We start from the raw sequence: 25,321 nt of genomic DNA on the forward strand, positions 1-25,321 counted from the left end.
ATAACAACCTACCACACATTATTTTCACATCAAATAATTTGACCAAATTTGGAGTTAATCTCAATTTAATCTTAAAAAATTAAAATTTTAAAAACCTCGCAAAATTTACCTCAAAATAAAAGATAATCTTTTTAAATCCTCAAAATAGCATTTAAACTAATAAATATTTAAAATTATGTACTTAAACAGATAATAATTGTTTTATATGTGAAAAAATGTATTTTAAAATGAAAATGAAAATCACCATAACAAAATATTTTATTGATAAAAATAATAATAAAATATAATTAAGGTAAGGTAAAAACATGAAAAAGCAAATAGCAATACTCATTATGGTCTTATTATTAGTTGCTCCGGCAATACAAGATGTTGCTGCTGTAAAAACTATTTTTATAACATCAGACAATATTATTGACCATGATACTGACATACAAATGTTAAATTCTATAAAAAACTATATAGAAGAGATAAGTAATGGAAAACTTCAAGTAATTGTTGATAATGAAGCACCTGCTCCCGGAGAAGGATGGAGAGCAATAGAGGTGACTAGTGATGTAAGCATCTGTCTGGCTGCATCAGACGCTGGAAACTATCTGCAATTAGCTACAGCAACTACAAATTCAGATAAACAAATAATCTTTGTCAATACAGGAAGTTATGATTTAGACAACAATACAAACTTCTTAAGAAGAGCATGGGATGACAATTACTCAAACGTGACACTTGCAGGAATGCATGATCCTGGAACATTTCTTAAAAATGCCGGAATTTATTATGTTCAACCAACAAAAGAATTCCCAGATAATGCTCGCGATGGTTATTTAGATAGATATGACGAAAAAATGAATAAGCAAATTGCTCAGGAAATTGTAAATATCGTAAATACACATGAAAACGATACTAAAATTTTAAGTGATCAATTAATCAGCCGGAATATCATAAAACCGGCAATAATGGCTAATGCAAGTAAAGAATTAATAAATAGCAATGATACTGAAATGACAGGCCCTTATGGCAATTATACCTCAGCCCAACTATTGTATCAAACCAGCTCTTATTTAAATGGAAATGGACTGGATATTCCAAAAACCTATGACGGACCAGAAAATCCATTAGGAATTTCATTTTTAACAAAAGACACGTATTCTATTTATGATTATTTCAAGATGGGAGGAATAGTTAGAGAATATATGGATACAAATGGAAGAGCACCAGATTCAATTGAATACGAAGGAGCTCATATTAGCTATTATGATTTATTATATAACTTTGCAAAAATCACTCAAAATCATACCGATGCCAAACATATGGGCTTTGAAAGCGAATATAAATTCGATAAGGTAAATGATTCCATATTACTACACATATTCCCATTCATATTAGTATTATTCGTATTATTCCTAGCATACTTAATATTCAAAAGGATGCGAAGAATCTAAGTAAAAAAATATATATTACAATGAGGAAAAATTATGAAAAGATATATAGCAGAATTAATTGGAACAATGGTTCTTGTTCTATTTGGTTGTGGAAGTGCGGCCATAGCAGGCCAAGTTTTAGGTAACTTCGGAATTGCAATGGCATTTGGATTATCCATTGTAGCTATGGCTTATGTTATTGGAGACATTTCAGGATGTCACATCAATCCAGCAGTTTCAATTGGAATGTGGATTGACGGTAGAATGGATGCTAAAGACTTGATAATGTATATTGTATTCCAATGTATTGGTGCAATAATTGGTATTGCTATTTTAGCAGTCATTATTAACTCAGCACCAAGTCTTGGAGGATATTCCCTAACCGGTCTTGGCCAAAACGGATTTGGATCAGCATCAAGTGTTGGACTTGATGTGGTTGGAGCTATACTCGTTGAAATTATTTTAACCTTCGTATTTGTATTCACAGTTCTAGGAGTTACTAAAAAAACAGAAAATGGAATTGTTGCAGGCCTTGTTATTGGTTTAACCCTTACATTGGTACATATCATGGGGATTCCATTAACTGGAACATCTGTTAACCCGGCACGTAGTTTAGCACCGGCATTATTCCTTGGAGGACAAGCTCTCCAGCAAGTTTGGGTATTTATTTTAGCTCCAGTAATTGGTGCAGTTATTGCAGGATTATTATACAAAGGATTAACAGAGGAGGATGCATAATCCTCTAATCTTTTCTTTTTTGTGCGACAAGCAATTATCTTTTAAATTTTATTATATGAACCCATACTTTGAGAGTTTTATGTCAGCGAAACTATCAATATGTTGTTAACATTGCTATACGGATTATTCTCACTTAATCTGTATCACTGGGGTTGCATGATAGTTTAAATCCTAACATCACACCGGTTTATATGCCATCTCTTCAGATAACTAATATGCTTGAGCCGACTTGTCTGAAAACTACATGAACGGTTCTGAGAAAATGAGAAGCAATTAATCACTCCGACTTATTCGGCTAAATTTTTATACTTCCAGAGTAAGTATAACCTTTAATTTCCTCAAAATCACTTTTTTTGAAAAATTCAAATGAATCTGAATTAGCCATATACATATGAGCCAATGCTATGCCAATTCCAATAGGATTCCATTTTTTTAGCACTCGACGTTTCAATAAATTTTGTTTTGCCTGATAAACATCAAATCCTTCATTGGTGTGTTTAAAATACCATGGCTGTGAGTTAATAGCTGATGGTGCAAGTTGAGCGGGAATTAATCTTTCATCACTGACATCGGAAATTTCAGATAATTTTTTACGTTTGAAATTAGATAATTCACGAGTCATTTTATCTGATTTTCCAAATGAAATAGCAATTACGAAATTAGGATTCTTCTCCTTTAATGAGGTCATGCCCGCCCAACAATTTCCAATACCCCTACTTTGAAGGAAAAGAGCTAGCTGTTGGAATATAAAACCGATGTTTTCCAAATAATTATCCTTTTTTCACTAAATAATGCTAAATAATAAGGAGCCTGCCAACGAGTATCTATATTAAGCTTATCTGGAGTTAAAACTTCATAATCATAATCAATGTTCTCATTTAATGGTTTAACATTTTTTATAAATTCATGTATAACCTCAATGTCAATTTCATCATCTAAATAATTACGGCATGATTTCCTGATATACATTTGGTCATCTAAACTCATAATATCCACCTTTATTTAATATATTGATTAAAATTTAAATAATATTGTAAAGATATAATTACTATAAGGTGAATATATGAAAATTGTTATTGCAATTGGAGGATCAATTTTACTTAAAGAATATGATAATAAAAAATTCCAAGAATACAGTGATATTTTGAAGGACTTATCCAAACAACACGAATTATATGTTGTTGTAGGTGGTGGAAAACCTGCAAGAGAATACATTAATATTGTTCGTGATTTAGGTGCTGGCGAAGCACAATGTGATGATATTGGAATTGAAATTACAAGAATCAACGCTAAATTAATGCTTTTAGCACTTGGCGATGCAGCTTATCAAAGAGTTCCACATAATTTCCATCAAGCTTTGGAATTTTCAGCTAGTGGAAAAATCGTTGTAATGGGTGGAACTGAACCTGCACACAGTACTGATGCAGTTTCTGCAATTTTAGCTGAATATGTTCAGGCAGATAAACTTATTAACTTAACCTCTGTTGATGGAATGTATACAAAAGACCCTAATAAATTTGATGACGCTGAACTTGTTCCGGAAATTACAGCAACTGATTTACTTAAATTTTTAAGTGGCAAAGACATGAAAGCCGGAACCTATGAATTTTTCGACAACACCGCTGTTCAAATGATTAAAAGATCAGATTTGGAAACAGTTATTGCTAACGGATTTAAACCTGAAAACTTAATCAAAGCGGTTAATGGGGAAAATGTAGGAACTAAAATTATCAACAAATAGGTGAAAAAAGTGGATAATCTTATTGATATCGGTCTGAATTTGATGCATTCCTCTTTTAGAAAAGACCGTGTTGAAATTATTGAAGAAGCTAAAAAAGTTGGTGTCAAACAGTTTATTATTACTGGAACCAATGTTAATTCAAGCCAGTTGGCAGCAGAATATGCTTCCAAATATTTTGGAACTCTATTTTCAACATCTGGCGTTCATCCTCATGATGCTAAAACATGTAACGGACATAGTATGTTTGAACTTGAAAAAATAGCTAAAAATGATTGTGTTGTAGCTATAGGAGAATGTGGACTTGATTACAATAGAAACTTTTCACCACAAGACTTGCAGAGAAAATGGTTTGAAGCTCAAGTAGAACTTGCTGAGAGAAGCAATATGCCTTTATTTTTACATGAAAGAGAAGCTCACAAAGACTTATACAATATCTTAAAAAGACATGACAATGTTATTGAAAAATCAGTTGTTCATTGTTTTACCGGAAACCAAGAGGAAGCTCAAAATTATGTTGATTTGGGATGTTTCATTGGCGTGACTGGATGGATATGTGATATGAAAAGAGGTAGAAATTTACAGGAAGCAGTAAGCATTATCCCGCCTGAAAAATTAATGATTGAAACAGATGCACCCTTTTTGATACCGAAAAACTTTAATGTAAAACCTAAAAAGAACAGGAATGAACCGAAATATTTACCTCATATCCTCGAAACAATTGCTCTTTGCATGGGGATGGATGCAGAAGAACTTGCAAATCAAGTTAATAAAAATACTAAAGAATTTTTTAAAATATAAGGAGATGATAAAATGGCAGTAGACCCTCATAAACATTGTCCAATTTGTGGAACACCAATACCTTTAAATGAACTTGTATGCTCACCAGATTGTCAAAAAGTCTGGGATGCAAGATTGAAACAGAGAAAAAGATCACAAATAATTCTATACATAGTTATTGCAATATTTTTAGTCATTTGGGCAGTAATGACCTTCCTAAAATAAGTGATATGAATGATTTTAACATCTTCAAATACTCTAGAAAATAAAAAAATTGTTGAATATAGAGGATTGGTTACTGGTGAGGCGCTGATTGGTTCTAATATTTATAAAGATTTATTTTCTGGAGTCCGTGATGTTGTAGGTGGGAGAACCTCCAAATACGAAGAAGAAATTGAAAAGGCACGTGATATTGCTTTTAACAGTATGATAGAAAAGGCGGAAGCACTGGATGCTAATGCAATCATTGGACTTAAAATTTCTTACGACAACCTTGGAGGGACAATGGGAAATACAATACTTGTAACCTCCTATGGTACTGCAGTGAAATTTGAATAACATGAGATTGAAAAACCAAAAGATTATTGACCGTCAAAAACTAGACATGCTTATCTGCATTGCACTAGGTACCGCCTCAGGCCTTTTAGTTTACGGAATTTTTTTATATTTCAATATAGCTATTTTTGGATGGAATCTGGGATTGATTTTTGCACCTTTAATTGCAGGTTATGTGGAAACAATACTTGCAAATCGATTGATTGGTGAAAATATCGGTGCAATAAGTGCATTTATCCTATTTATATATGTAACTTATTATAGTTTTATCCTAAAAAACCCAACACTTGGTTTTAACCTTATAACGGCAGGATCGCTTCTTGTAATTTTACAAGCAGCATTTCCGACATTGACCAATTTTATTATTTTGATTTTAGTCGGAATAATAGCTTCTAGTTTCCATAAAACTTACAAAAAAATTGCTAAACATTATGACAATCGTGTGAGGTATAGAAAATTACCTCAAAAGAAAGGAAAACGTACGTTAGACGAGGAAATTCCAACATTTGATGAAATTAAAAGTAATGAAACATTAAATAACCTAGAATTCTCTTTTTATACAACCACGGATTTAAAAAATGAGAAATATGAGATTATAGGAATCTATCAAAGCGACATATTCATAGAAAGAGACATAAACATAATACATGCAGACCCTGATAAGAACGCCAAAGAATTTATTTTAAATATTAAACAAGGAAAAGACGAAAGCTTAGTCGAACTTGCAAAACAAATTAAGAAAAACAATGGAAATGGCATTATAGATTTAACAATAAACTATTCTTTAATTGGAAAAAATGGAAACCATATCCAAATTACTGCAATGGGAATGGGAATATTAATCCAGTAAAACACCATCAATTTTAAAAGAATAAAAATCATTTAAACAACTGTCACTGAATAAAAAAACAATATTTTTAAGTTCCGTAATCCAATATATTAGTAACTCAAAAATCAATATAAATTGGTGATAATATGGATAAACTATTAAAAGATACTGTAGAAATAGTATTAAATAAAATTGGTGATGATATAAACAATATTGTCGTTGAAAGAGCAGTATTTGGACTTTTTTTCTCAGGAGTTAAATTATCTACCGATCACGGAGGATTATGTTTTACTCCAGTTAAAGAAATACCTGAAGCTGTCTGCTGCCCCAGTTCTGCTGCAGTGATGCCATTTTCTGGAAAATTATCCGACATTCCTGTTAAACAATATCTAGATGACATATTCTGCGACAATGTGCTTAGAAGAACATTAGGTATTGCAGCGCTTAATGCATTGAGCAATCTAATTTGGGAAAAATATGATGCAGAAAATAAACCAATCATGAATCGTGATGCTTTTGATGAGATTGATGTCAACAAATACGATAAAACAGTTGTTGTAGGATCACTAATCCCAATGCTTAAAAAATTAATAGCCAATAATCGTGATTTTACAATTTTAGAGCAAGATCCTAATACTTTAAAAAAACATGAATTGCAATATTACGCCCCCTCTGAAGATGCCCACAAATATGTTCCGGATGCAGATTTGCTTGTAATCACTGGAGTCACTGTTTTAAATGACACCCTATCAGATTTGCTTGAAATGGCTAGAGATGATGCTGAGATTTTAGTTACAGGCCCTACTGCAAGTATGATTCCTGATGTACTTTTCGAAAAAGGAGTTACAATGACTGGTGGAATTGTAGTAACCAATGCTGATGAATTATTAGACGTTATTTCAGAAGCAGGTTCTGGATATCATTTCTTTGGACAATCTGCTGAACGTGCAATAATTAAAAAAGGAGGCGAATAAAAATGGAAGCTGATGGAAATATCATAATCCCCATAATTGGTTACGTTATTGGAGCATTAAGTCCAATAATCGGATTAATATATGGAGCAATACTTGTATTCTTTAAAAAAGAAAGCGCATTATATCAGAAACATGGAAGATTTATCATATATTTCTCAATAGTCATGTTTGTTATTTATTTCATCTTATTTTTTTATTGAATATCATTTAACCTATTTTCAAATTGGTCTGTTTTACTACAGTTAGCTATAGCTTTTTGCAAAATATCTTTTTCGGCCTTGATGTTGCCTTGTTTTTTATATATATTAGCTAGTGCTTCATATGCTTTTGTTGAATCCGGCAAAATATAAATAACTTCATTATACAACTTAATGGCCCCATCACATTTATTTTCTTTTTCTAAACTTTTTGCTTCCTGCATTAAATTAGTGATATTGTCAAATCGACCTTTTCTTTTAGGTTTTATTTTACCTTCAGCATTTTTTAATTTATCAAAAATATCCCCCGCCATCTTTTCATCAAAGTTTTCGCCAACTTTCCTATCATTTCTCACTTTAATCACCTACGACAATATTCCCAACATTTTTAACCCCATATACAATACTAGAATGGAAAATATTATTTTTAACTTTTTTTGAGGAATCTTATGAGCATATTTAGCGCCTAATGAAGCTAACGGTACTGAAAAGCATGTTATTAATGTGAAATTAATAATGCTTACATAACCTATTGAGTATGGAAATGTTGAAACTCCCCAGCCAGAAACGATATATGATAAGAAACCTCCAATAGCAGTTAAACTAATGAAAATAGAAGAAGTTCCTACTGCTTCTATCATTGAAAAACCTAATAATACGGTCAAGACAGGTATTATGAATACTCCTCCACCAACGCCTAACAATCCAGATGTAAATCCAACTAATAAACCTATTATGCAAGTAGATATGAGATTGAATGGAATTTTAGCTTCTACTCTTTCCTTATTGAAGTTAATTAAATTATTAACAGCAACAAATAACAATAAACAGCCAAATATTATCTTCAATATATTAGATGACAAAATTGAAGCGACCATACCTCCAATAACTCCTCCGGCAATTCCAAAAATGCCTAAGCGTACACCTGGAAGTACAATACCATCCATTGTTTTAGCATGTCTGTATGCTCCACTTAAAGAGGTAGGTATGATTATAGCTAAACTAGTTCCAAGAGAAATCAACATTGCCAAATCAGATTCAACCCCAATGGACTGTAATAAAAAATATTGTAGAGGAACCATTATAAATCCCCCACCAACACCTAGAAGACCTGATGCAAACCCTACAAATATGCCAATTAGGATTAGTCCTATAAAATATCCTACCGTAAACATAACATCACTTATTTAAAGTATTAATAATTAAAGTATTGTTAATGAAAGTTAATAAAACTATTTTAATCGGAATAGCATTCCTAATTCTGGGAGGCATAATTTTTCTAAGTGATATGCTAAACCCAATTATACGGCCAATAACCTATTTATTTTTAATGGGATCTTCTAAAGGAAAAGACATCATTTTCTTTGGATTTTTAGGATTATTTTTAATTTTATCCCAGATTATCAAAAAAGACATCGATACAAGAAAGTATTTGAAATTATCAATGATAATTGGTTCTATTTTATTAATTTTGGGCATTTTACTAGAAATAATTTTCAGGTTACAAATGGGAATTGGACTTAACACCATATTTTGCTCTATGACTAACGGCATGAGCTCTACAAGCATTTTGCATACCCACTTATTAAAGTCTATTTTAGGGGAAGCTTTAACTCAAATAATGGGACAATTTATCCAAAGTGACATTAACACAGGAGCAGGCCTATATACTTATGTTCCAAGTTTTTCATTTTTAGTAGTTTTATTCATTCCGGCATTATTTGCAGCAATCGTATTATCCATCCAAAAACGTCCATGGCTTACGAACTTCTTAATAGCTTTCTTTTCAAGTTGCCTACTTATCGGAATCATTGATGGAGGAATGTTTGCAACCCCATCATATGTTGGAATATTTGGATTATATCTAATTTACAGAAATGGCTATTACTTAAATCACATTGCAGGCACTTATTTAAAGGATGAACAACTATTAAAAAAAAATGAACTGAATCAACCTAGTTATAGAAATCGTGGATTTGGTAGAAATAGATTTTTATTTAATCGAATTTTTATTTACATTGTATTGATTGCATTTATAGTATTAAGATTTACTGTTGCTTTTGCTGGTGCAGAAGCTGACTATTATACTGTTGAAGTTGTTAATCCAAGTGAAGAAATCGATTTAGGAAATATTAGCAAAAACATTATAAGTTCAGAACATGATACTAATTTAAACAAAACTACATACCATATTGACTCAAGTTATAATGAAATGGGACTAATCAATGATTTAAAAGTTCCTCTGAATAATTCCTGCGAATATTACACTGTTTCATGGAATATTTACTCATATCTATAATACTATGAAGAAAATCCATTTAACTTTACAAATTCCAGCAAGGCCAATGTTTGAACCAGTGAAATATTTGTCCGCACATTAACTCAAATTTTGGATATTTTTGTCCATTATATTTTAGTTTTCATTTAGTCGAGCATCATGATCATTCAAAGCAAGCAACACTTGACCTGAATAATCCAGTAAAATGCCACCAATGAAACAAAATGTCTACTTTTTCTTTATCTGATGTTGAATGTGAATATTAAATTTATACAAAAGATTGTATTTTGCATTATAAATCCAACTTCACACTACTTGTTATTTTTAATAATCTCCATAAAAAATTAGTTTTAAAGGTCAAAAGGTGGTTTTCACACATTTGAAATTTTTCGTTCAATTTTAAAGAAATTAAACGCACCATCAACTATTACGGATGCAATAGACATAAGTTGAAATTCTTCTTCCATTTCACTAATTTCCTACTGTTATCACTTAAAATATAATTATTCAATATCCTATTAAAAATAATCAATGTTAATAAAAATCATACAATCGTTAATAACTTTTAAATATACCTTCAATAATATATTAATATATATTCAAGTTAAATTGAATATATTTTTTAATTAATTAAATGAAAAGGTGATTAAAATTTTGAAAATAAATAACATAATATTAGTTAGTATTGTTTTATTGGCTATTTTATCATTAAATGCAGTTAATGCATATGATAATTCAAATAACACTGAAAAATATATTTCTTCAGACAGTTATGAGGAAATAGTTAGTGCCGACTCTTTTAATGATAATATTCTTGCTTCAGCAAGTTATAATAAAACAATTTATGTAAATTATACTGGAGATGATTCAGGATCAGGTGGTCAAAATAGCCCATATGCCACATTAAATAAGGCCATATCCAGTGTAAATGCTTCTGATAATGCTGTTGTATATTTAAGTGCTGGAAGATATAGTGGTGAAAATAATACTGATTTAAGTATTAATTTAGCTCATAAAAATTATAATGGTAGTTTAACTATTATTGGTGCAGGTAATGGTCAAACTATACTCGATGGAAATGATGAATCAGCCATTTTTACATCAATTAGTGCTGATTCTATTGTAACTTTAATAAATATTACATTTACACATGGAAAATCTGAAATTGGTTCAGCCATAACTACTTCTGGAAATTTAACCATAGATAATTGTATTTTTGATAGTAATTATGCTACTATTCGTGCAGCAATTTATGCAGAAGATACAGAAGATATGAAAATTACAAATTCTATATTTAAAAATAATTATGGACTTGAAGGCTGTGCAGATTTTTATTGTACAGGTAGTGAATCAATAACAATAGACATTATCAATTCTACATTTATAAATTCAACGACCGCATATTCATATAGTTTACCTTCTTTTCAATCCAATATTCAAATGCAAATATTATTGGAAATAAATTTAGAAATATAACCGGATTATATGATTCTGGAACATTTGAATTAAAATATGGAAATTGTAAATCTGAAGTAATTAATAATACATTTATTAATTGTAATTATACTGGAAATAGCAATGGAGGTATAATTTATATTTCAAATACCTACCTTAAAAATAATCAATTTATAAACTGTACTTCTACAAAAGCTTTAATATACTCTCTAACTGAATTTAATGCATATCTCAAATTTAAAAATGCAACAATTAATGGAACTGAATTTAAATTATATTGTGAAGTAACAGATGATTTAAACAATAGTGTAAGTACTTATGGGGAAGTTCATTTCTTTATTAATGGTGAAGAAATAAAATCCAGTAAATCCAATAATGGTATTGCTTCAATAATCGTGATTAAATTATTAAATAATGGTGATTACACACTTAATGGAACTTATTACTATTCTGAAAATCCATATGAAGTTAATGTAAAAAATGCAACACTACATGTTGATTTTGATCATGACCCCCTAGAATTATGGGTATCAAATGAAGGTAACGATACAACTGGTAATGGAAGTGAAAATAATCCATTTAAAACACTTAAATATGCATTAAATTATGGATTTGAAAATACAATAGATTTAACTATTCACATGAAAGATGGAATTTATACTGGAAGTGACAATAAAGATTTATCTTACTCCAATGTTGGTAAATTAACTATTTTTGGTGAATCTTATAGAAATACCATAATTGATGCAGAAAACACAAAAAACATTTTTAATTTTGGTGAATATCTAGATGTGACTTTAACAAACATGACTCTAAAAAATACAAGTAGAAATGTCATTACTGCTTATATTTTAAAAATCTATGATTCTATTATTGAACATGTTGATTCCTTAAATGGAGGATATAGTGATACATCTAAAATAATTTTTAATAATCTAACTTACACTAATAGTGGTGAAATATACATATACAATGCAGAAATTTATAATTCTGAATTTAAGAATTGTAATAATACTAAAAATAATTGCTTTTTACAGATAGGTTCTCTTAAAAATAATATAATATATATTGAAAACACTACTATAATCAACAATACTGTTAACGGACGATATGGTTCTTCTATTGTTCGTATATCTGGAAATAGCATATTAAGAAATAACAATTACATTAATAATGCTGTTATTGATGAAAATGGAAAGTATATTTTTCAAAGTTATGCTAATAACCTAACCTCTGTAAACGAAACTTTCATAGGAAATAATGTATCAAGTTACATCGCATATTATGATTTTAGTGGAAATGATGTTGAAATAATAATTGAAAATATTACTTTTAAAAATAATTATGCAAAAATCGATGGATCAGGTTTAGTTATTAAAGCAGGGCAAATTAAAGGTGCTAAATTTATTAATAATACTGCTTTAAATAATGGTGGAGCTATTCTTATCTTATCTCATTACAAACATAATCAATTTCCAAAATGTATTCTTGAAAATGTATTTTTTGAAAATAATAGTGCAAATAATGGTAAAGACATATTTATTGAAAAGGCAGATAATGGATACGAAAATGGACAAATAGACAACATTACAGTAACTTTTAATAGCTTGATTACACATGACTTACAAGATACTGTGACTGCAAACATCAGTCATGTTAGTGGAGCTATTATTGGTGGAGGAATGATTGCATTTAATTTAAATGGTTCATATATGGGAGTTACAGAAGTTATTAATGGTGTAGCTAAATTGAATTATTTAGGATTTATAAAAGACGGCAATTATACTTTAAGTGGTACATACAGCTATGGAACAAATAATACTATTTATAACAATGCTGTTGTTAATGTAATTCTTAATACATTAAAAGAAAATATTACTTTATATGTTTCTGATAGTAGAGGAAATGATGAGAATGGAAATGGCTCATACGAAAATCCTTACAAAACCATTGAAAATGCATTAGACAAAGGTTGCAAACAATCTAAAGTAATTTTTATCAAAGTATTAGAAGGTAATTATACTGGTAAATTCAATAATAATATTACAATTTATGATTCTTTAAATATCACAATTATTGGTGAAGGAATTGATAAAACAATTATCACAGGAAACAATACTAAAAACAACTGGTTTATAACAGTATTACATGCTGGAAACGGATTTTTAAAATTAATAAATATGACCATTAATGAAATTAATTATAATTATAAAACTATGAATAGTCAAAAATCTGCTGTTGTTATTGAAAAAGGTGCTAATGTATTTATTGACAGCGTTAAATTTGCTAAAAATCGTGGATTCAATGGTGGTGCAATTAATAATGAAGGTACATTAAACATTGTTAATTCTATTTTTTATAATAATGGTGATTCAAGTTATGGAGGATCCATATATAATACAGGTATAACAATCATTGACAATTCCTCATTTATTGCAAACCATGCAAAATATTGTTCTGATATGTATAATAATGGTATTTTAAATATCTACAATTCAAATATTCAAGATTCCATGCGTACAAATGGTTGGACCGGAAACACCCTTGTAATTGGAGGTCTTGGCAATATTAGTATTATTAATTCAAAAATATTTAGAACAGGAAAAACTCCTTTAGAACTAATTAGCCCAGGAGATACATATGCTGATAATCCAGCATTTACTATAAGTATTGGAACAATTGGAATTATAACCCTAATAAATACAACAATAGATGGTCACGATGCCAAATATACTGGACCCAACCTGTATACTACAAGTAATGCCGCTATAAGTTGGTATGTATCTTCAAATATTAAAATTTACAATTCAAATTTCTTAAATTTGTATAACCTCCTAAATAATCAAAAGGAAAATCTAATAATTAATTCATCATTTATTAAAAATGTATCTAACCTAATAATGTCAACAAATCATTATAATCTAACTGTAATAAACTCATACTTTGCAGATGGAACAATATCAACTGATATATATGATAACTCTAATGTTTACTTAAATAATAATTGGTGGGGAAGTAATTCTAAACCTACTTATAAAGTAGCTAATGTTGATACAAATCCAGAAACTTGGTTAATACTAACAATAAATCAAAGTAACAATGAAGGTTTATCAAAGGACATTACTTTAGCTTTTAAAGTTACTGATGGTGAAAATATAACAGATTATACTGGACATTTATATCCCAGACCATTTATAATGTCTAGCATAAATGCTACATTAGAATTTGATGATGGAAATATCATAAATAATATCATTAATCCAATTAATGTAGTGAAAAATGCAACCAGTTATTACATTGAAGCTAAAATAGATAACCAAACAGTTAATTAAACAAGTAATATAACCCATAATGTTACTATAAATGATAATGATATAGAATTAGATTATGAAAATACCACAAATACTGTGAATGTTTTATTCGACAATTTACCCGAAGATAACGAAACAATCACTTTAAAAATCAATGATAAAGAATATACAGTTAAAACCAATAATGGAATAGCAACTTTCAACATTAATCTACTAAAATGTGGAACATATACACTAAATTACAGTATAAACGCTACTGAATTACATGATAAAGTAATAAATTCATCTACACTAAATGTAAATAAAATGAATCAAATAATACAGCAATTTCAAAAGCAGTGATGGTTGGAAATAATATAACAGTAGAAATATAATACCTACTGACAACGAGATAAATGTTGTTTTAAATAATAAAACATATGCAACAGAAATACAAGATAATAAAGCTATTGCAATTATTCCTAATTTAACACAAGGGAATTACATCGCTAAAGTCATCTATTCTGGAGATGAAAAATACTTAGCTAAAAATACAACAGTAACTATAAAAGTACTGGAAATTAATATTTCAGCTCCTGATGTTGAAAAATACTACAAAGGTTCTGAAAAACTACAAATCATTATAACAGATAGTGAAGGAAATGTAATTGCTAGTCAAATTGTCCAAATAAAACTTAATGGCATCACTTATACTGAAATCACCAACAATGATGGCATTGCAACTATAAATCTTGACTTAAATGTTGGAAAATATTCTGCAACAATTTTAGTTAATAACAAAAAAATTAACACTAACATAATAATTAAATCCACAATCCAAGCATTTACTATGATTAGAGGATATAATAGTGGACTTGATTATCAAGCAACTTTATTAAATGTTGATGGAACACCATTAGCCAATACACTTATAAAACTCAAAATCGGAAGTAACCCCTACGAAATTAGGACTGATGCAAATGGAGTTGTTAAATTAAACAAAAAATTAGCAATTGGAACATATAATGTATTAATTACAAATCCCACTAACCTTGAAACCCAAACTACTACTTTAAAAATTGTTTCTAGAATAAGTGGTAATAAAGATATGATTGGCGATTATTTATCTGGATTTATCTATAAAGTTCACATCGTGGGCGATAATGGTAAATCCGTAGGAGCAGGGAATATTGTTAAATTTACAGTTAACAAAAAAACTTACAACATCAAAACCGACAAAAACGGTTGCGCAAGTTTAAAAATAGTATTAACTCCTAAAACATACCAAATAACTGCAACATATAAAAGTCAAAGCGTAAAAAATAAAATAACTGTAAAGCAAATACTAAAAACAGCAAAAATAACTAATGTCAAAAAATCTGCTAAAAAACTAACACTAAAAACAACATTAAAACAATCCAACAAAAAACCACTTAAAAACAAAAAAATAACATTCAAATTTAAAGGTAAAACTTACACCACCAAAACCAATGCTAAAGGAATAGCTAAAATTATCATTAAAAAGAATGTTATTAAAAAACTCAAAATAGGTAAAAAATATACAGTGAAAGTAACCTATGTAAAAGACACCATCACAGGATTAGTAAAAGTTAAAAGATAGAGATTTAAAACCTCTATTAATATTTTTTAAGTATTCAATAATTAATTTTATATTAAAAATAGTATAAAAACCGATAAAGGTTTTATAAATGAAAAGAAATCCAATTGACCAATTTATGAATGACCCAGATAATAAAGCTAAATTATTCATGTGGATTACTTATGCAATGGTTGCAACTACTTTTTTAATAACAATTGGTGTAATATTGTTTATTCTTTATCTAGTTGGTATTTTATAGATGCTTCATTGACTATTTTACTTGTTAATTCTACTTTTTTATATAACTTTTCAAAATCAATATTTTTGTCAATTATTGTAAGCAATGGTTCATCTTTTTCTGTGATTGAACCTACATGGGGCAAGTCATAAATGTTGTCTAAATCAAGGGTGTGGTATTTCATTCTGGTTTTGCTGTAAATTATCTTTTTATAAGCATAATATTTAGCTTTTGGAATTTCAATAATTTCACCTTTACATGCTTTAATATGTGCTTCAAGCATATTTATTCCAAATGCTTTTTCAACACATTCAAAGGTGCCTTGAAGTCTCGGATTTACTTCAATAACATGCAATCCATTTTTATTAAGGATATAATCTATGCCATTTGATCCAATTAAGTTAAATTTTTTAGCAATATTTTCTGAGGTATCTTCCATTTCTTCATTTAGTTTTTCAAAATTTTTAATTTCTCTCATTATTGACTTTTCACTTAAAGGTAAGATATTTCCTATGTATCTAAAATCATAATTGTTTTTAAAATCATTCATTGTAAGCAATCTGGTATTTGTAATTGTTTTTGAATCGTGTTTTGTAGATAAAACTGATGAACTTAAATTCACTCCAGAAACATATTCCTGCATGATGAATTTAGTCCAATTAAATTCGATATCCTTGCTGTTATTTAAAAGATTTATATCATACCCTCCATTTCCTTGAATGGGTTTTAAAATAAATTGAATATCTGGGTAATTTTTATTTATTTCAAAAGCTTCATCTATATCATTTATATTAAAAGTCAGCGGAGTCGAAAATTCATTTTTAATGGTATTGTAAAACTTGTATTTATTTTCAATATTTTCAACATCTTTAGTTCCCAGAATCTTTTTCTGATCTCTTTTTTTAAAATCAGCTGGAGATACGCCTGAAATTGGTATGATATAGTCAACTTCGTCAATGTAATCCTTTGATAACTCTATAATACTTTTGCCATTAAAGTTATCTTCAAAAATTCCACAGCTTTCACCATCATTTTCTTTTAAAATAATTTTTTGGTTTTTGGTTTTTGGTGTATCTGAAGTTGAAAAATAGCTAGTTGAGTAGATATCATAATCTAATTTTAATGCACTTTTAAGCATGCTTCTTGTATCAATTCCAATAAGTAATAGCTTTTCCATAAAAATATCCATAAAAAAAGTTTTTAGTAGTCCCGAGCGGAGTCGAACCGCCGTCTCCGGGTCCAAAGCCTAGAAGGATTACCACTACCCTACGGGACTATTAATATTGTACTGTATACAACATTTAATATGTATTTATTAGGTACTATTTAAATCTATCGGTTATTTGATTGGCAGATAAACTATGCCTCCGTCAAATCACGAACAATATAATCTTTATATTGGAAATCTGGATATTTGCCGTATGTTTAAGGAAGGCGGAATCAATTAAAACAAGCAAAAAATAGAATGAAAAAGAAGAAAAACCTTAAGTTTCTAGGAATGCTTATCTGATAATTTTTGATAAAATAAGCATTTTTCATGCCACATGCAATTAAAACAGATTTTAGAAACGCTTTCTTTTGTGTTATATATTTCATCTACTTTTTTAAATAATTCTACGGAATTATATTCTGTTCTGCTAATTTTTTTTAACACTTCTTCATCCATCTTGATAATTGTTTCATTTTGCACTTTATTTTCACATATGTCCTCTTTTAAATTCGGACAATGGGAACATAAATCATCTGCTTTATTTGTAAGCGAAACAGTTGTAGTGCTTAACTTTCTTTTAGAATTAACTTCAATCATATTCTTTACAAAGTTTTCATCATAGCCATAACCTTGAAAACCTTTAAGACATAATAGGTGATGTCCTCTTAAAGTTAATTTCATTTAAATCAAAAATAAAAAAAAGAAAAAGGTTTTAAACCTTTTTTTAGTCTTTTGGTAAAAATACTTTAGATACACTAGCAGCAGCTAATATTTTTACAATATCTCCTGCAATAAATGGAATGAGACCCATCATTAAAAGATCCATGAATCCAAAGGCCATTCCTTGTGAGGAAAGTGATAATGCAAGACCTGTTAAACCTGGAATGTAAATTAATACAAAGTTTGCAATTCCAATTGTAATGGCCATTTTTGTAAAATTACGTGCTTTTGCATATTTTTCAGTAATTGATCCAACAAAGTAAGCTGCAATTATAAATCCTATAAAGAATCCGCCAGTGGAACCTAAAGCCACTTCAAGTCCTCCAGCCATTCCTCCAAACCATGGAATAAATGCAATACCTAAAATTAAATAGAATACTTGGCTTAAACATCCATATCTCTTACCCAATATCAAACCAGAGCAAAGTACAGCGAATGTTTGACCAGTAATTGGAACAGGGGTCCATGGAAGAGGAATAATGATTTGAGCCATAATGCCTGTAAAACATGCCATCATTAAGGACATGAGTATTTTAGTAATTGTGCTAGCATCATGGATTCTTTCAAATGCATCTTTCCTAGTGCTGTAGTAGTTATCTATGTCTATATTCATTTTCATTCTCCATTTAATCAATAGTTATAAGTTTAACATCAAGTGGTTTTTTAACTATGTTCATTGATTTAAAAGCAACTAATTTTTTAATTCCTTTTTCAGATGCTACATCAACAAGTCTTTGTGAAATTACACCGTCAAATATAACTGTATCTGCGGTTTCTTCAATATTTCTAATTTCGTCGTAAATATTTTCTACTTCAACCTCTTTGGTCATATTTAATGCTTCATCCAAAATAGCTCCGCAACCAGTTCCTTCAAATTCTTTTAGCATATCCTTCATTAAGCTAACTTCATCATCTTCGATTTCAACTTCTTCCTTTACTTGGGGTTGTTGTTTTTCGTTGCGGTTGTATTTATGATTTTTTTTATTATTTCGGTTATTTTCTTTTTTGTGATTGTTATTAGAATCATTTAAAATGTTGGTTGTAGCTAAGAATTGTGCGGTAGGGACTTTATCTCTAAGTGCAACTAGCACTTCTTCTTTTTTGAGATCTTCTACTTCTTTTCCTCTGGGAGCACGGGTAATATAGTCTACTTTACCAATTTGGAGTAATTCTTTTAAGATAAGTTCTCCACCTCTGTCACCATCAACAAATGCGGTAGTTGTTCTTTTTTTACTCAATTCTCCAATTGAATGAGGCACACTTACTCCTTCAACTGCTACGGTATTTTTGATTCCATATTTAAGTAAGTTTAAAACATCGCTGCGACCTTCCACAACAATAATTGCATCTGATGTGTGGATGCTGGGTCCAGCGGGTAGACGATCTTCACCGTATTCGGATATTTCATGAATTCTCATCGCCTCTCTTACTTCTTCAATCATTCTCATGCTAGTTGGGCCAACACTTTCAACCATGTTTTTATAAATTTCTTTTGCACGGTTAACAACTTGTTCTCTTTTAACAGCCCTTACATCTTCAACCTTTGTTGTGCGTATTTCTGCTTCACAAGGGCCTACTCTATTGATAGTTTCGAGTGATGCAGCGAGAATGGCGGTTTCAACTCTATCTAAACTAGATGGAATCACAATTTCTCCTTTTGCTCTTCCACTGTTTGAGTGGATGTTAACTTGGATTCTTCCGATTCTTCCGGTTCTTTGAAGTTCTCTTAAATCTAAATCATTACTAAGTAAACCCTCAGTTTGCCCAAAGACAGCACCAACAACATCTGGCTTTTCAACAATACCATTAGCTGTAATTTGAGCGTGGATTAAATATTTTGTTGTTGTTAATTCTTCACCTTTTCCCATATTTAAGCCTCCTAAGCTTATTAATCGGGATAATTTATGTAATTGCTAAAAATTGAAATTATTTTTAGGTGATTAACTTGCATAAATTACACGATAATGTGGTCTTTTAACATTATATATACTAAAAAAGAGTTGATACATTTGTGAGAGCTTTAATATTAGGTTTTTACTGTATTTTTCTTATATTGTTCTGTTATTTTAAATTATAACTTTTGTTTAAACCTTAAATTTTCCTAATAATAATTTTCTCCCTTTATTGAATAAATTAATTAATTATAATAATGAATAATATATTGTAAACTCTATGAGTATATAATAATCTTTAAGTATTAAATTCAATACTTTACATAATATTTTGGTTAAACTAATATATATAATCTATGAAATGTATTTTAATCATGTTTTATATAGTATAGTATAGTGGTGAAGTCATGACAATAAGTCCGAAAGATGTTTTAAATAAAAATAAAAATTTAAACAAACGTGTGGATATTAATAAAATTAACTTAGACAATATTTCAATTGATGATTTAAGATATAATGGTAAGAATTATGATGAATATATTAATTTAATGTCCTTGCTTGAAAATGTTTCCGCTTGTCAAGTTTCAGATGCATATAATGGCATTTCTAAAAGGTCAGGGGCAATTCAATCTATCAGGCCGATTAATAATCAAAAGGTTTTCGGATCTATTTTCACAGCTGAAACCTCTAGTGATGACTGGGGGACTTCCGCACTGGCTATTGATGCTGCAAATCCTGGAGATATATTATTTTTTAAAGTTGACTTGGATGATAAAGCTATTTGGGGCGAACTTGCATCCACCTGTGCAAAAGATAATGGCATTAAAGCAACTGTGATTTATGGCTCAGCTAGAGATTTAGATGCACTTTTATATATTGATTATCCGGTATTTGCTTCTAATTTCTGTCCTAATGCAGGTTCTGCTTTAGGTTTGGGAACTTTAAATGAAAGTGTTGAAGTTGAAGGAGTTAAAATTAATCCTGGTGATTTCCTTATAGCAGATGAGAGCGGTATTGTTGTCATTCCTTATGAATTATTTGCTCAGACAATGGTGGCTGCTTTGGGAGTTAAACAAAAGGAATCTAAGATTATTGATGATATTGCCGATGGAAAAACATTGGCCGAAATTGTCGGACTCAAATAGAAAAACATTTAAATAAAAATCAATGTTTGTATATAAGTATATCGATAGCTTTATATACTAGTTTTCTCTAAATATATAAATGATAGAGATTTGACTTTAAGATTGATTTTATGAAATTTTTAGGAAACAGTTTGCATATTGCAAATTCTGGAAAATTAATAGCAAGGTCCACTAAAACACCTTCGCCAGGAGGGATTGTTTTTAACAGTAATAAAAACAGAATAGGGAAGGTCAATTATGTTTTTGGACCTACTAAGAAACCATACATTTCTATTCGTCTGTTTAAATCTGCAAATAGAAGGAAAATAGAAAAAAATTGTGGGGAAAAATTATTTGTATCCAAACCAAAATTCAAAAAACCTAGAAAAAGGAGGATGAAATCATGACACAAAAAATAAAACAAGCTCCTAAAACCGGAATTATCGATGATTTAAAGGATAAAAGACAAAGAGGAGTTTATGATGATTCAAAACAAACAATATGTCCTGAATGTGGTTCAGAAGAATTAATTGGTGACTATGAAAGGGCAGAAGTAGTATGTGCTCGTTGCGGGTTAGTCATTGATGAAAATCTTGTAGATATGGGTCCTGAATGGAGGGCATTTGACCATGAACAAAGAGATAAACGTACAAGAGTTGGGGCTCCAATTACTTACACTATTCATGATAAAGGTTTAAGTACAATGATCGACTGGAGAAACAAAGATATTTACGGTCGTGATATTCCTGCTAGAAACAGGGCTCAATGGTATAGGTTAAGGAAATGGCAAAGAAAAATCAGAATTTCCGGAGCTACTGAAAGGAATTTGGCATTTGCTTTAAGTGAGCTTGATCGTGATTCTTCAAGACTCGGGCTTCCAAGAAGCGTGCGGGAAGCTGCAAGTGTTGTTTATAGAAGTGCAGTAGACAATAAATTAATTAGGGGAAGAAGTATTGAAGGTGTAGTTGCTGCTTCTTTATATGCTGCATGCAGACGTTGCAATGTACCGCGTACTTTAGATGAAATTGCAGAAGTTTCTCGCGTAACTAAAAAAGAAGTTGGAAGAACTTATAGGTTCTTAACTCGTGAATTGAATATTAAACTGCCGCCAACTTCTCCTGTAGATTATGTGCCAAGGTTCGCATCAGAACTTGGACTTTCAGGTGAAGCCCAATCCAAAGCTATTGAAATCATCGAAAAAGCGATGGAAAAAGGATTGACTTCAGGAAGAGGACCTACCGGTGTAGCTGCAGCCGCATTATATATTGCATCTGTTTTGCTCGGTGAGAGAAAAACTCAAAGAGATGTGGCGGATATTGCAGGAGTTACTGAAGTTACAATCCGTAATAGATACAAAGAATTAACTGAACAATTAGAAATGGGTGTAACTTTATAATTTGCCTTGGATTAATGAATCTATTACTTTATTAATCTTTCTTTTTTTATATTGGGGATTTCATAATGGATAAATCAAGTTTAGTGGTTCTCATTGTTGCAGTCCTACTTATCGTTGTTGGAGGATATTTAATCGTCTCAAATCAACCAGGTGGTGATGTTAGTGGGGATTCTTTAAAAATTCCTTTAAAAACACAGGACTTCACACTTTTCAATGCCGATGTCCCGGAAGGTTCTAATTTCACAGTTGAATACGAAGCCAATGGGATGAAATTTTATCAAAATACAGGTAAATATTCCAGTAATCTTTCTGGAATCATTATTAATAAAAATCTAACAGATGTATTGCTTGGAAATAATTCGATACCTATTTCAAATTCAACTGATGAGCATATTTATTCTTCAGTTGTTAAAAATGAAACTGTTTATAAATATGTCTCTAATCATGGGGATGTTGATTTTATCATTATCGGTGATGATATTAACTTATTAAAAGAAGTTTCAGATTCAATTAAGGTTAAAGATCTTTCTAATCTTTAATCATATTGAATATTTTTCTATTCTATAAATTAACTCTTTTACGATTCCATCATTATTTTTATTTTTAACTTTTGCAAGTCTCTTTTGATATGTTGGAAGCTTTCTCAAAAAGTTTTTAACTCTAGGAGCATTCATTACTTCATGGTATTCTCCATAACCTAAACGTTCTACATAATATCCATTAAGGGTCTGTTCAAAGTTTCCAATAGCCGGAACTGAATAGATTGGTTTTTTCAGTGAAATTGCTTCGGAAATAAATGTAAATCCGCCATTACAAATTACAGCTTTAGAAGACGCTAAATCGTCATAAAACTCATCTTCATTAAACTTCTTATAAGTTAAATTGCCATCAATTTTATCTTCATCAAATCCATATACAATGAATTGCTCATCCTTTAGAGCTTTTAGTCTACGAACAAGTTTAACGCTTTCTTTACTTGTTTGATATACGATTACATGATTGCCGTTTTTTGGTTTTAATTTAAGTATGTCCTCACGAATAACCGGGGGGTAAATCACAGCCTTCTTTTTAGACCTGACCGGCGGGTAAAAGAAGCTTGTTAAAATGTGCACTTTTGGCTTAACAACATATGCCTTAATTACACTTTTTGCTTTAAGCATTTCCATCCGTTTATTTGGAGGATAACTAATTTTGGCTTGTGTAATCATATGGATATTGTCTAAACTAATCAATGGAATGTCAAGTAATTTGGAAATCATTGTTGCATAAAGTTCAAAATCAGTAACAATAACATTGGGTCTTAATTCTCTTGCTTTTTTATATAAGTTTTCATAGCCTATTTTTATGTTTGTCGGATTTCTTTTAATTGCATTGGCCAATGTTTGAAGGTTATTAACTTTATTGTTAATATAAACAGTATTGAATCCTCCAATTTCATAAACATTCTCAAATTTGGATTTCAAATAATCATATGCCCTATCACTTGTGAATATGTATACGTCATATTTTTCCTTAATTCTCTCAATTATAACGCTGCTTCGAATGGCATGGCCCATTCCTTCACCACAGACACAGTAGAAGACCACATTTTTTGACCTGTTCTTGCTTACTCTGAAACGGGCTCTTGTTGCGTTGATTTTTTGAATTGATTCATCATATTCTACTTTGATTTTATTAATTTTTTCGCTAGCTTCACTTAATCTGTTGGCTTTATTTTCAGATATTCTTTCATGGCCATGATCAAAGTTATAATTAATCTCTTCAGCTTCTGTCCTTTTTCCTAGAAAGTCATTAACAGTACTTTTACCGTATTGTCTGATTAATGTTTCAATCCCTTCTTCCTCTAATCTTCTAGTTGAAACACCAATTTTAGCATTTCTCAATACTTTAAAGCGTTCTTTACTAGCTAATCTTTCGATGTAGTCAGTATCTTCTCCAAAGGTTAGCTCTTCATCAAAGCCATTACATGCATCATGCAGTTCTTTTTTTGCAATAATTCCGTAACAACCCGCTCCATGAGGTTTTATCTTTTCAACACTTATCATGAAATAATTAGCAAAATCATGGAATAATTTATCTTCAACTTTATTGGACATTGGAAGCATTTGGGTAATGGCTATTCCAGCTCGTTCCATTCTAAATTCATATATGACATTTCTTAAATAGTCATCAGTAAGTTTCAAATCAGAATCTAAAAATAATAGATATTCCCCTTTTGCTATTTTAGCACCATTGTTTCTACCTACTGCAGGCAATCCTCCTTCAGTTACTATGCATTCATAGGATTCGGCAATTTCTCTGGTTTTATCAGTTGAGTTGGCATCAGCAACTATAATTTCATAATCGTCAAAACTCTGTTTTTTAATACTTTCTAATAAAACTGGAAGGCATGCTTCTTCATTGTAGGTAGGTATGATAATGCTTAAAATCATATTTAAAATTTTATTTTCTAAATTAATAAATTTTTGTAAAATTATGCATTCCTAGAAACTTAATGTGTGTTATGGTGAATTTGTTTAATTATCATGATTTATATCAGTATTATGTTTACTTTAAATTTGAATTTTCGTAAGTTTTTTCATATTATCTGCCAAGGTAGTCAACTTAATTTTTCTGAAAATTACTGTTTTCTATTTTATTAGTAATATCCATAAAAAATTAGTTTTATCATATCTTAAGGTCAAAAGGGTTTTCCCACATTTGAAATTTTCATTCAATCTTAAAGAAATTAAACGTACCATCCAACTATTCGGATGCAAGAGACATAAGTTGAAATTATTCTTCCATTTCACTAATTTCCTAGTTTAAAATTGAACAGAAGCTAAAACTCAATAATTTTTGCCAACATTCAAAACAATCAAATATTTTAAAAAATCTATGATGAATCTA

At 30.0% G+C, this 25,321-nt stretch carries 27 protein-coding genes and 1 tRNA gene; 18 read left to right on the forward strand and 10 right to left on the reverse strand.

The window, feature by feature from the left end; translation table 11 throughout:
- The first annotated feature begins 305 nt into the window (after positions 1-305).
- Positions 306-1,439, forward strand: coding sequence for an adhesin (locus tag Q9968_RS01130; protein ID WP_305512640.1), 1,134 nt, complete (start codon positions 306-308; stop codon positions 1,437-1,439).
- Positions 1,440-1,472: 33 nt separating this feature from the next.
- The gene (locus Q9968_RS01135; RefSeq protein WP_305512642.1) at positions 1,473-2,156 is read left to right on the forward strand and encodes an MIP family channel protein; all 684 of its coding nucleotides are present in this window, start codon (positions 1,473-1,475) and stop codon (positions 2,154-2,156) included.
- A 295-nt stretch (positions 2,157-2,451) separates the two neighbouring features.
- Here the strand turns inward: Q9968_RS01135 and Q9968_RS01140 are convergent, their stop codons facing one another.
- On the reverse strand, positions 2,452-2,922 hold the full coding sequence (locus Q9968_RS01140) for a nitroreductase family protein (RefSeq protein WP_305512645.1): 471 nt from the start codon (positions 2,920-2,922) through the stop codon (positions 2,452-2,454).
- The gene (locus Q9968_RS01145; protein WP_305512648.1) at positions 2,889-3,143 is read right to left on the reverse strand and encodes a hypothetical protein; all 255 of its coding nucleotides are present in this window, start codon (positions 3,141-3,143) and stop codon (positions 2,889-2,891) included. The genes Q9968_RS01140 and Q9968_RS01145 overlap by 34 nt, the downstream gene beginning before the upstream one ends.
- Positions 3,144-3,219: 76 nt before the next feature.
- Between Q9968_RS01145 and pyrH the strand changes: the two genes are divergently transcribed.
- The 7 genes from pyrH to Q9968_RS01180 all read left to right on the forward strand — a co-directional run bounded on the left by pyrH (position 3,220) and on the right by Q9968_RS01180 (position 7,232).
- A complete protein-coding gene (pyrH, locus tag Q9968_RS01150) occupies positions 3,220-3,897 on the forward strand; it encodes a UMP kinase (RefSeq protein ID WP_305512649.1) in 678 nt (225 codons plus the stop codon).
- Between the two features lie 9 nt (positions 3,898-3,906).
- Complete coding sequence (locus Q9968_RS01155; RefSeq protein WP_305512651.1) at positions 3,907-4,695, forward strand: TatD family hydrolase; 789 nt, start codon at positions 3,907-3,909, stop codon at positions 4,693-4,695.
- A 12-nt stretch (positions 4,696-4,707) separates the two neighbouring features.
- The gene (locus Q9968_RS01160; RefSeq protein WP_305512653.1) at positions 4,708-4,899 is read left to right on the forward strand and encodes a DUF2116 family Zn-ribbon domain-containing protein; all 192 of its coding nucleotides are present in this window, start codon (positions 4,708-4,710) and stop codon (positions 4,897-4,899) included.
- A 9-nt stretch (positions 4,900-4,908) separates the two neighbouring features.
- Positions 4,909-5,232 (forward strand): YbjQ family protein, encoded by a 324-nt coding sequence (locus Q9968_RS01165; protein ID WP_305512655.1) that lies wholly within the window; start codon positions 4,909-4,911, stop codon positions 5,230-5,232.
- A 1-nt stretch (position 5,233) separates the two neighbouring features.
- Positions 5,234-6,079: a hypothetical protein gene (locus Q9968_RS01170; RefSeq protein WP_305512657.1), complete on the forward strand. Its 846-nt coding sequence runs from the start codon at positions 5,234-5,236 to the stop codon at positions 6,077-6,079.
- 125 nt (positions 6,080-6,204) lie between these two features.
- Entirely contained in the window at positions 6,205-7,032 is an 828-nt protein-coding gene (locus Q9968_RS01175; protein ID WP_305512658.1) for a DUF364 domain-containing protein, read from the forward strand.
- Between the two features lie 2 nt (positions 7,033-7,034).
- A complete protein-coding gene (locus Q9968_RS01180) occupies positions 7,035-7,232 on the forward strand; it encodes a hypothetical protein (RefSeq protein WP_305512660.1) in 198 nt (65 codons plus the stop codon).
- On the opposite strand, the gene Q9968_RS01185 is transcribed toward Q9968_RS01180, so the two are convergent.
- Both Q9968_RS01185 and Q9968_RS01190 read right to left on the reverse strand, forming a co-directional pair.
- Positions 7,226-7,585: a M48 family metallopeptidase gene (locus Q9968_RS01185; protein ID WP_305512661.1), complete on the reverse strand. Its 360-nt coding sequence runs from the start codon at positions 7,583-7,585 to the stop codon at positions 7,226-7,228. The two genes, Q9968_RS01180 and Q9968_RS01185, sit on opposite strands and share 7 nt — an antisense overlap.
- A gap of 9 nt (positions 7,586-7,594) precedes the next feature.
- Positions 7,595-8,404: a sulfite exporter TauE/SafE family protein gene (locus Q9968_RS01190; RefSeq protein WP_305512662.1), complete on the reverse strand. Its 810-nt coding sequence runs from the start codon at positions 8,402-8,404 to the stop codon at positions 7,595-7,597.
- 41 nt (positions 8,405-8,445) lie between these two features.
- On the opposite strand from Q9968_RS01190, the gene Q9968_RS01195 reads away from it, so the two are divergent.
- From Q9968_RS01195 to Q9968_RS01215, 5 genes are all read left to right on the forward strand, one after another.
- Positions 8,446-9,528 carry a hypothetical protein gene (locus Q9968_RS01195; RefSeq protein ID WP_305512664.1) on the forward strand — a complete coding sequence of 361 codons (1,083 nt, stop codon included), beginning with the start codon at positions 8,446-8,448 and terminating at the stop codon, positions 9,526-9,528.
- Positions 9,529-10,161: 633 nt separating this feature from the next.
- The gene (locus tag Q9968_RS01200) at positions 10,162-10,983 is read left to right on the forward strand and encodes a DUF1565 domain-containing protein (RefSeq protein ID WP_305512666.1); all 822 of its coding nucleotides are present in this window, start codon (positions 10,162-10,164) and stop codon (positions 10,981-10,983) included.
- Positions 10,984-11,357: 374 nt separating this feature from the next.
- Positions 11,358-14,294 (forward strand): hypothetical protein, encoded by a 2,937-nt coding sequence (locus Q9968_RS01205; protein WP_305512669.1) that lies wholly within the window; start codon positions 11,358-11,360, stop codon positions 14,292-14,294.
- An 808-nt stretch (positions 14,295-15,102) separates the two neighbouring features.
- Complete coding sequence (locus Q9968_RS01210; protein WP_305512671.1) at positions 15,103-15,873, forward strand: hypothetical protein; 771 nt, start codon at positions 15,103-15,105, stop codon at positions 15,871-15,873.
- Positions 15,874-15,961: 88 nt separating this feature from the next.
- A complete protein-coding gene (locus Q9968_RS01215; RefSeq protein WP_305512676.1) occupies positions 15,962-16,111 on the forward strand; it encodes a hypothetical protein in 150 nt (49 codons plus the stop codon).
- Here the strand turns inward: Q9968_RS01215 and Q9968_RS01220 are convergent.
- The 5 genes from Q9968_RS01220 to dnaG form a co-directional block, all read right to left on the reverse strand.
- Complete coding sequence (locus Q9968_RS01220; RefSeq protein ID WP_305512678.1) at positions 16,083-17,279, reverse strand: ATP-grasp domain-containing protein; 1,197 nt, start codon at positions 17,277-17,279, stop codon at positions 16,083-16,085. The genes Q9968_RS01215 and Q9968_RS01220 overlap by 29 nt on opposite strands.
- Positions 17,280-17,294: 15 nt before the next feature.
- Positions 17,295-17,366 (reverse strand) — tRNA-Gln (locus Q9968_RS01225).
- Between the two features lie 216 nt (positions 17,367-17,582).
- Positions 17,583-17,981, reverse strand: coding sequence for a DUF1284 domain-containing protein (locus Q9968_RS01230; RefSeq protein WP_305512680.1), 399 nt, complete (start codon positions 17,979-17,981; stop codon positions 17,583-17,585).
- A gap of 43 nt (positions 17,982-18,024) precedes the next feature.
- Complete coding sequence (locus Q9968_RS01235; protein WP_342765935.1) at positions 18,025-18,627, reverse strand: biotin transporter BioY; 603 nt, start codon at positions 18,625-18,627, stop codon at positions 18,025-18,027.
- Between the two features lie 19 nt (positions 18,628-18,646).
- Entirely contained in the window at positions 18,647-19,888 is a 1,242-nt protein-coding gene (dnaG, locus tag Q9968_RS01240; protein WP_305512684.1) for a DNA primase DnaG, read from the reverse strand.
- Positions 19,889-20,319: 431 nt separating this feature from the next.
- On the opposite strand from dnaG, the gene Q9968_RS01245 reads away from it, so the two are divergent.
- The 4 genes from Q9968_RS01245 (at position 20,320) to Q9968_RS01260 (ending at position 22,971) form a co-directional block, all read left to right on the forward strand.
- A complete protein-coding gene (locus Q9968_RS01245; RefSeq protein WP_305512686.1) occupies positions 20,320-21,057 on the forward strand; it encodes an RraA family protein in 738 nt (245 codons plus the stop codon).
- A 110-nt stretch (positions 21,058-21,167) separates the two neighbouring features.
- Positions 21,168-21,443, forward strand: a complete 276-nt coding sequence (locus Q9968_RS01250) for a Gar1/Naf1 family protein (RefSeq protein WP_305512688.1) — start codon at positions 21,168-21,170, stop codon at positions 21,441-21,443.
- Complete coding sequence (locus tag Q9968_RS01255; RefSeq protein ID WP_305512689.1) at positions 21,440-22,432, forward strand: transcription initiation factor IIB; 993 nt, start codon at positions 21,440-21,442, stop codon at positions 22,430-22,432. The genes Q9968_RS01250 and Q9968_RS01255 overlap by 4 nt, the downstream gene beginning before the upstream one ends.
- A 65-nt stretch (positions 22,433-22,497) precedes the next feature.
- The gene (locus Q9968_RS01260; protein ID WP_305512691.1) at positions 22,498-22,971 is read left to right on the forward strand and encodes a hypothetical protein; all 474 of its coding nucleotides are present in this window, start codon (positions 22,498-22,500) and stop codon (positions 22,969-22,971) included.
- Here Q9968_RS01260 and Q9968_RS01265 read toward each other — a convergent pair whose 3' ends face one another.
- Complete coding sequence (locus tag Q9968_RS01265; protein WP_305512692.1) at positions 22,972-24,864, reverse strand: MJ1255/VC2487 family glycosyltransferase; 1,893 nt, start codon at positions 24,862-24,864, stop codon at positions 22,972-22,974.
- Positions 24,865-25,321: the final 457 nt, after the last annotated feature.

The organism is Methanobrevibacter sp. V14 (genome assembly GCF_963082475.1).
GTDB lineage: Archaea > Methanobacteriota > Methanobacteria > Methanobacteriales > Methanobacteriaceae > Methanocatella.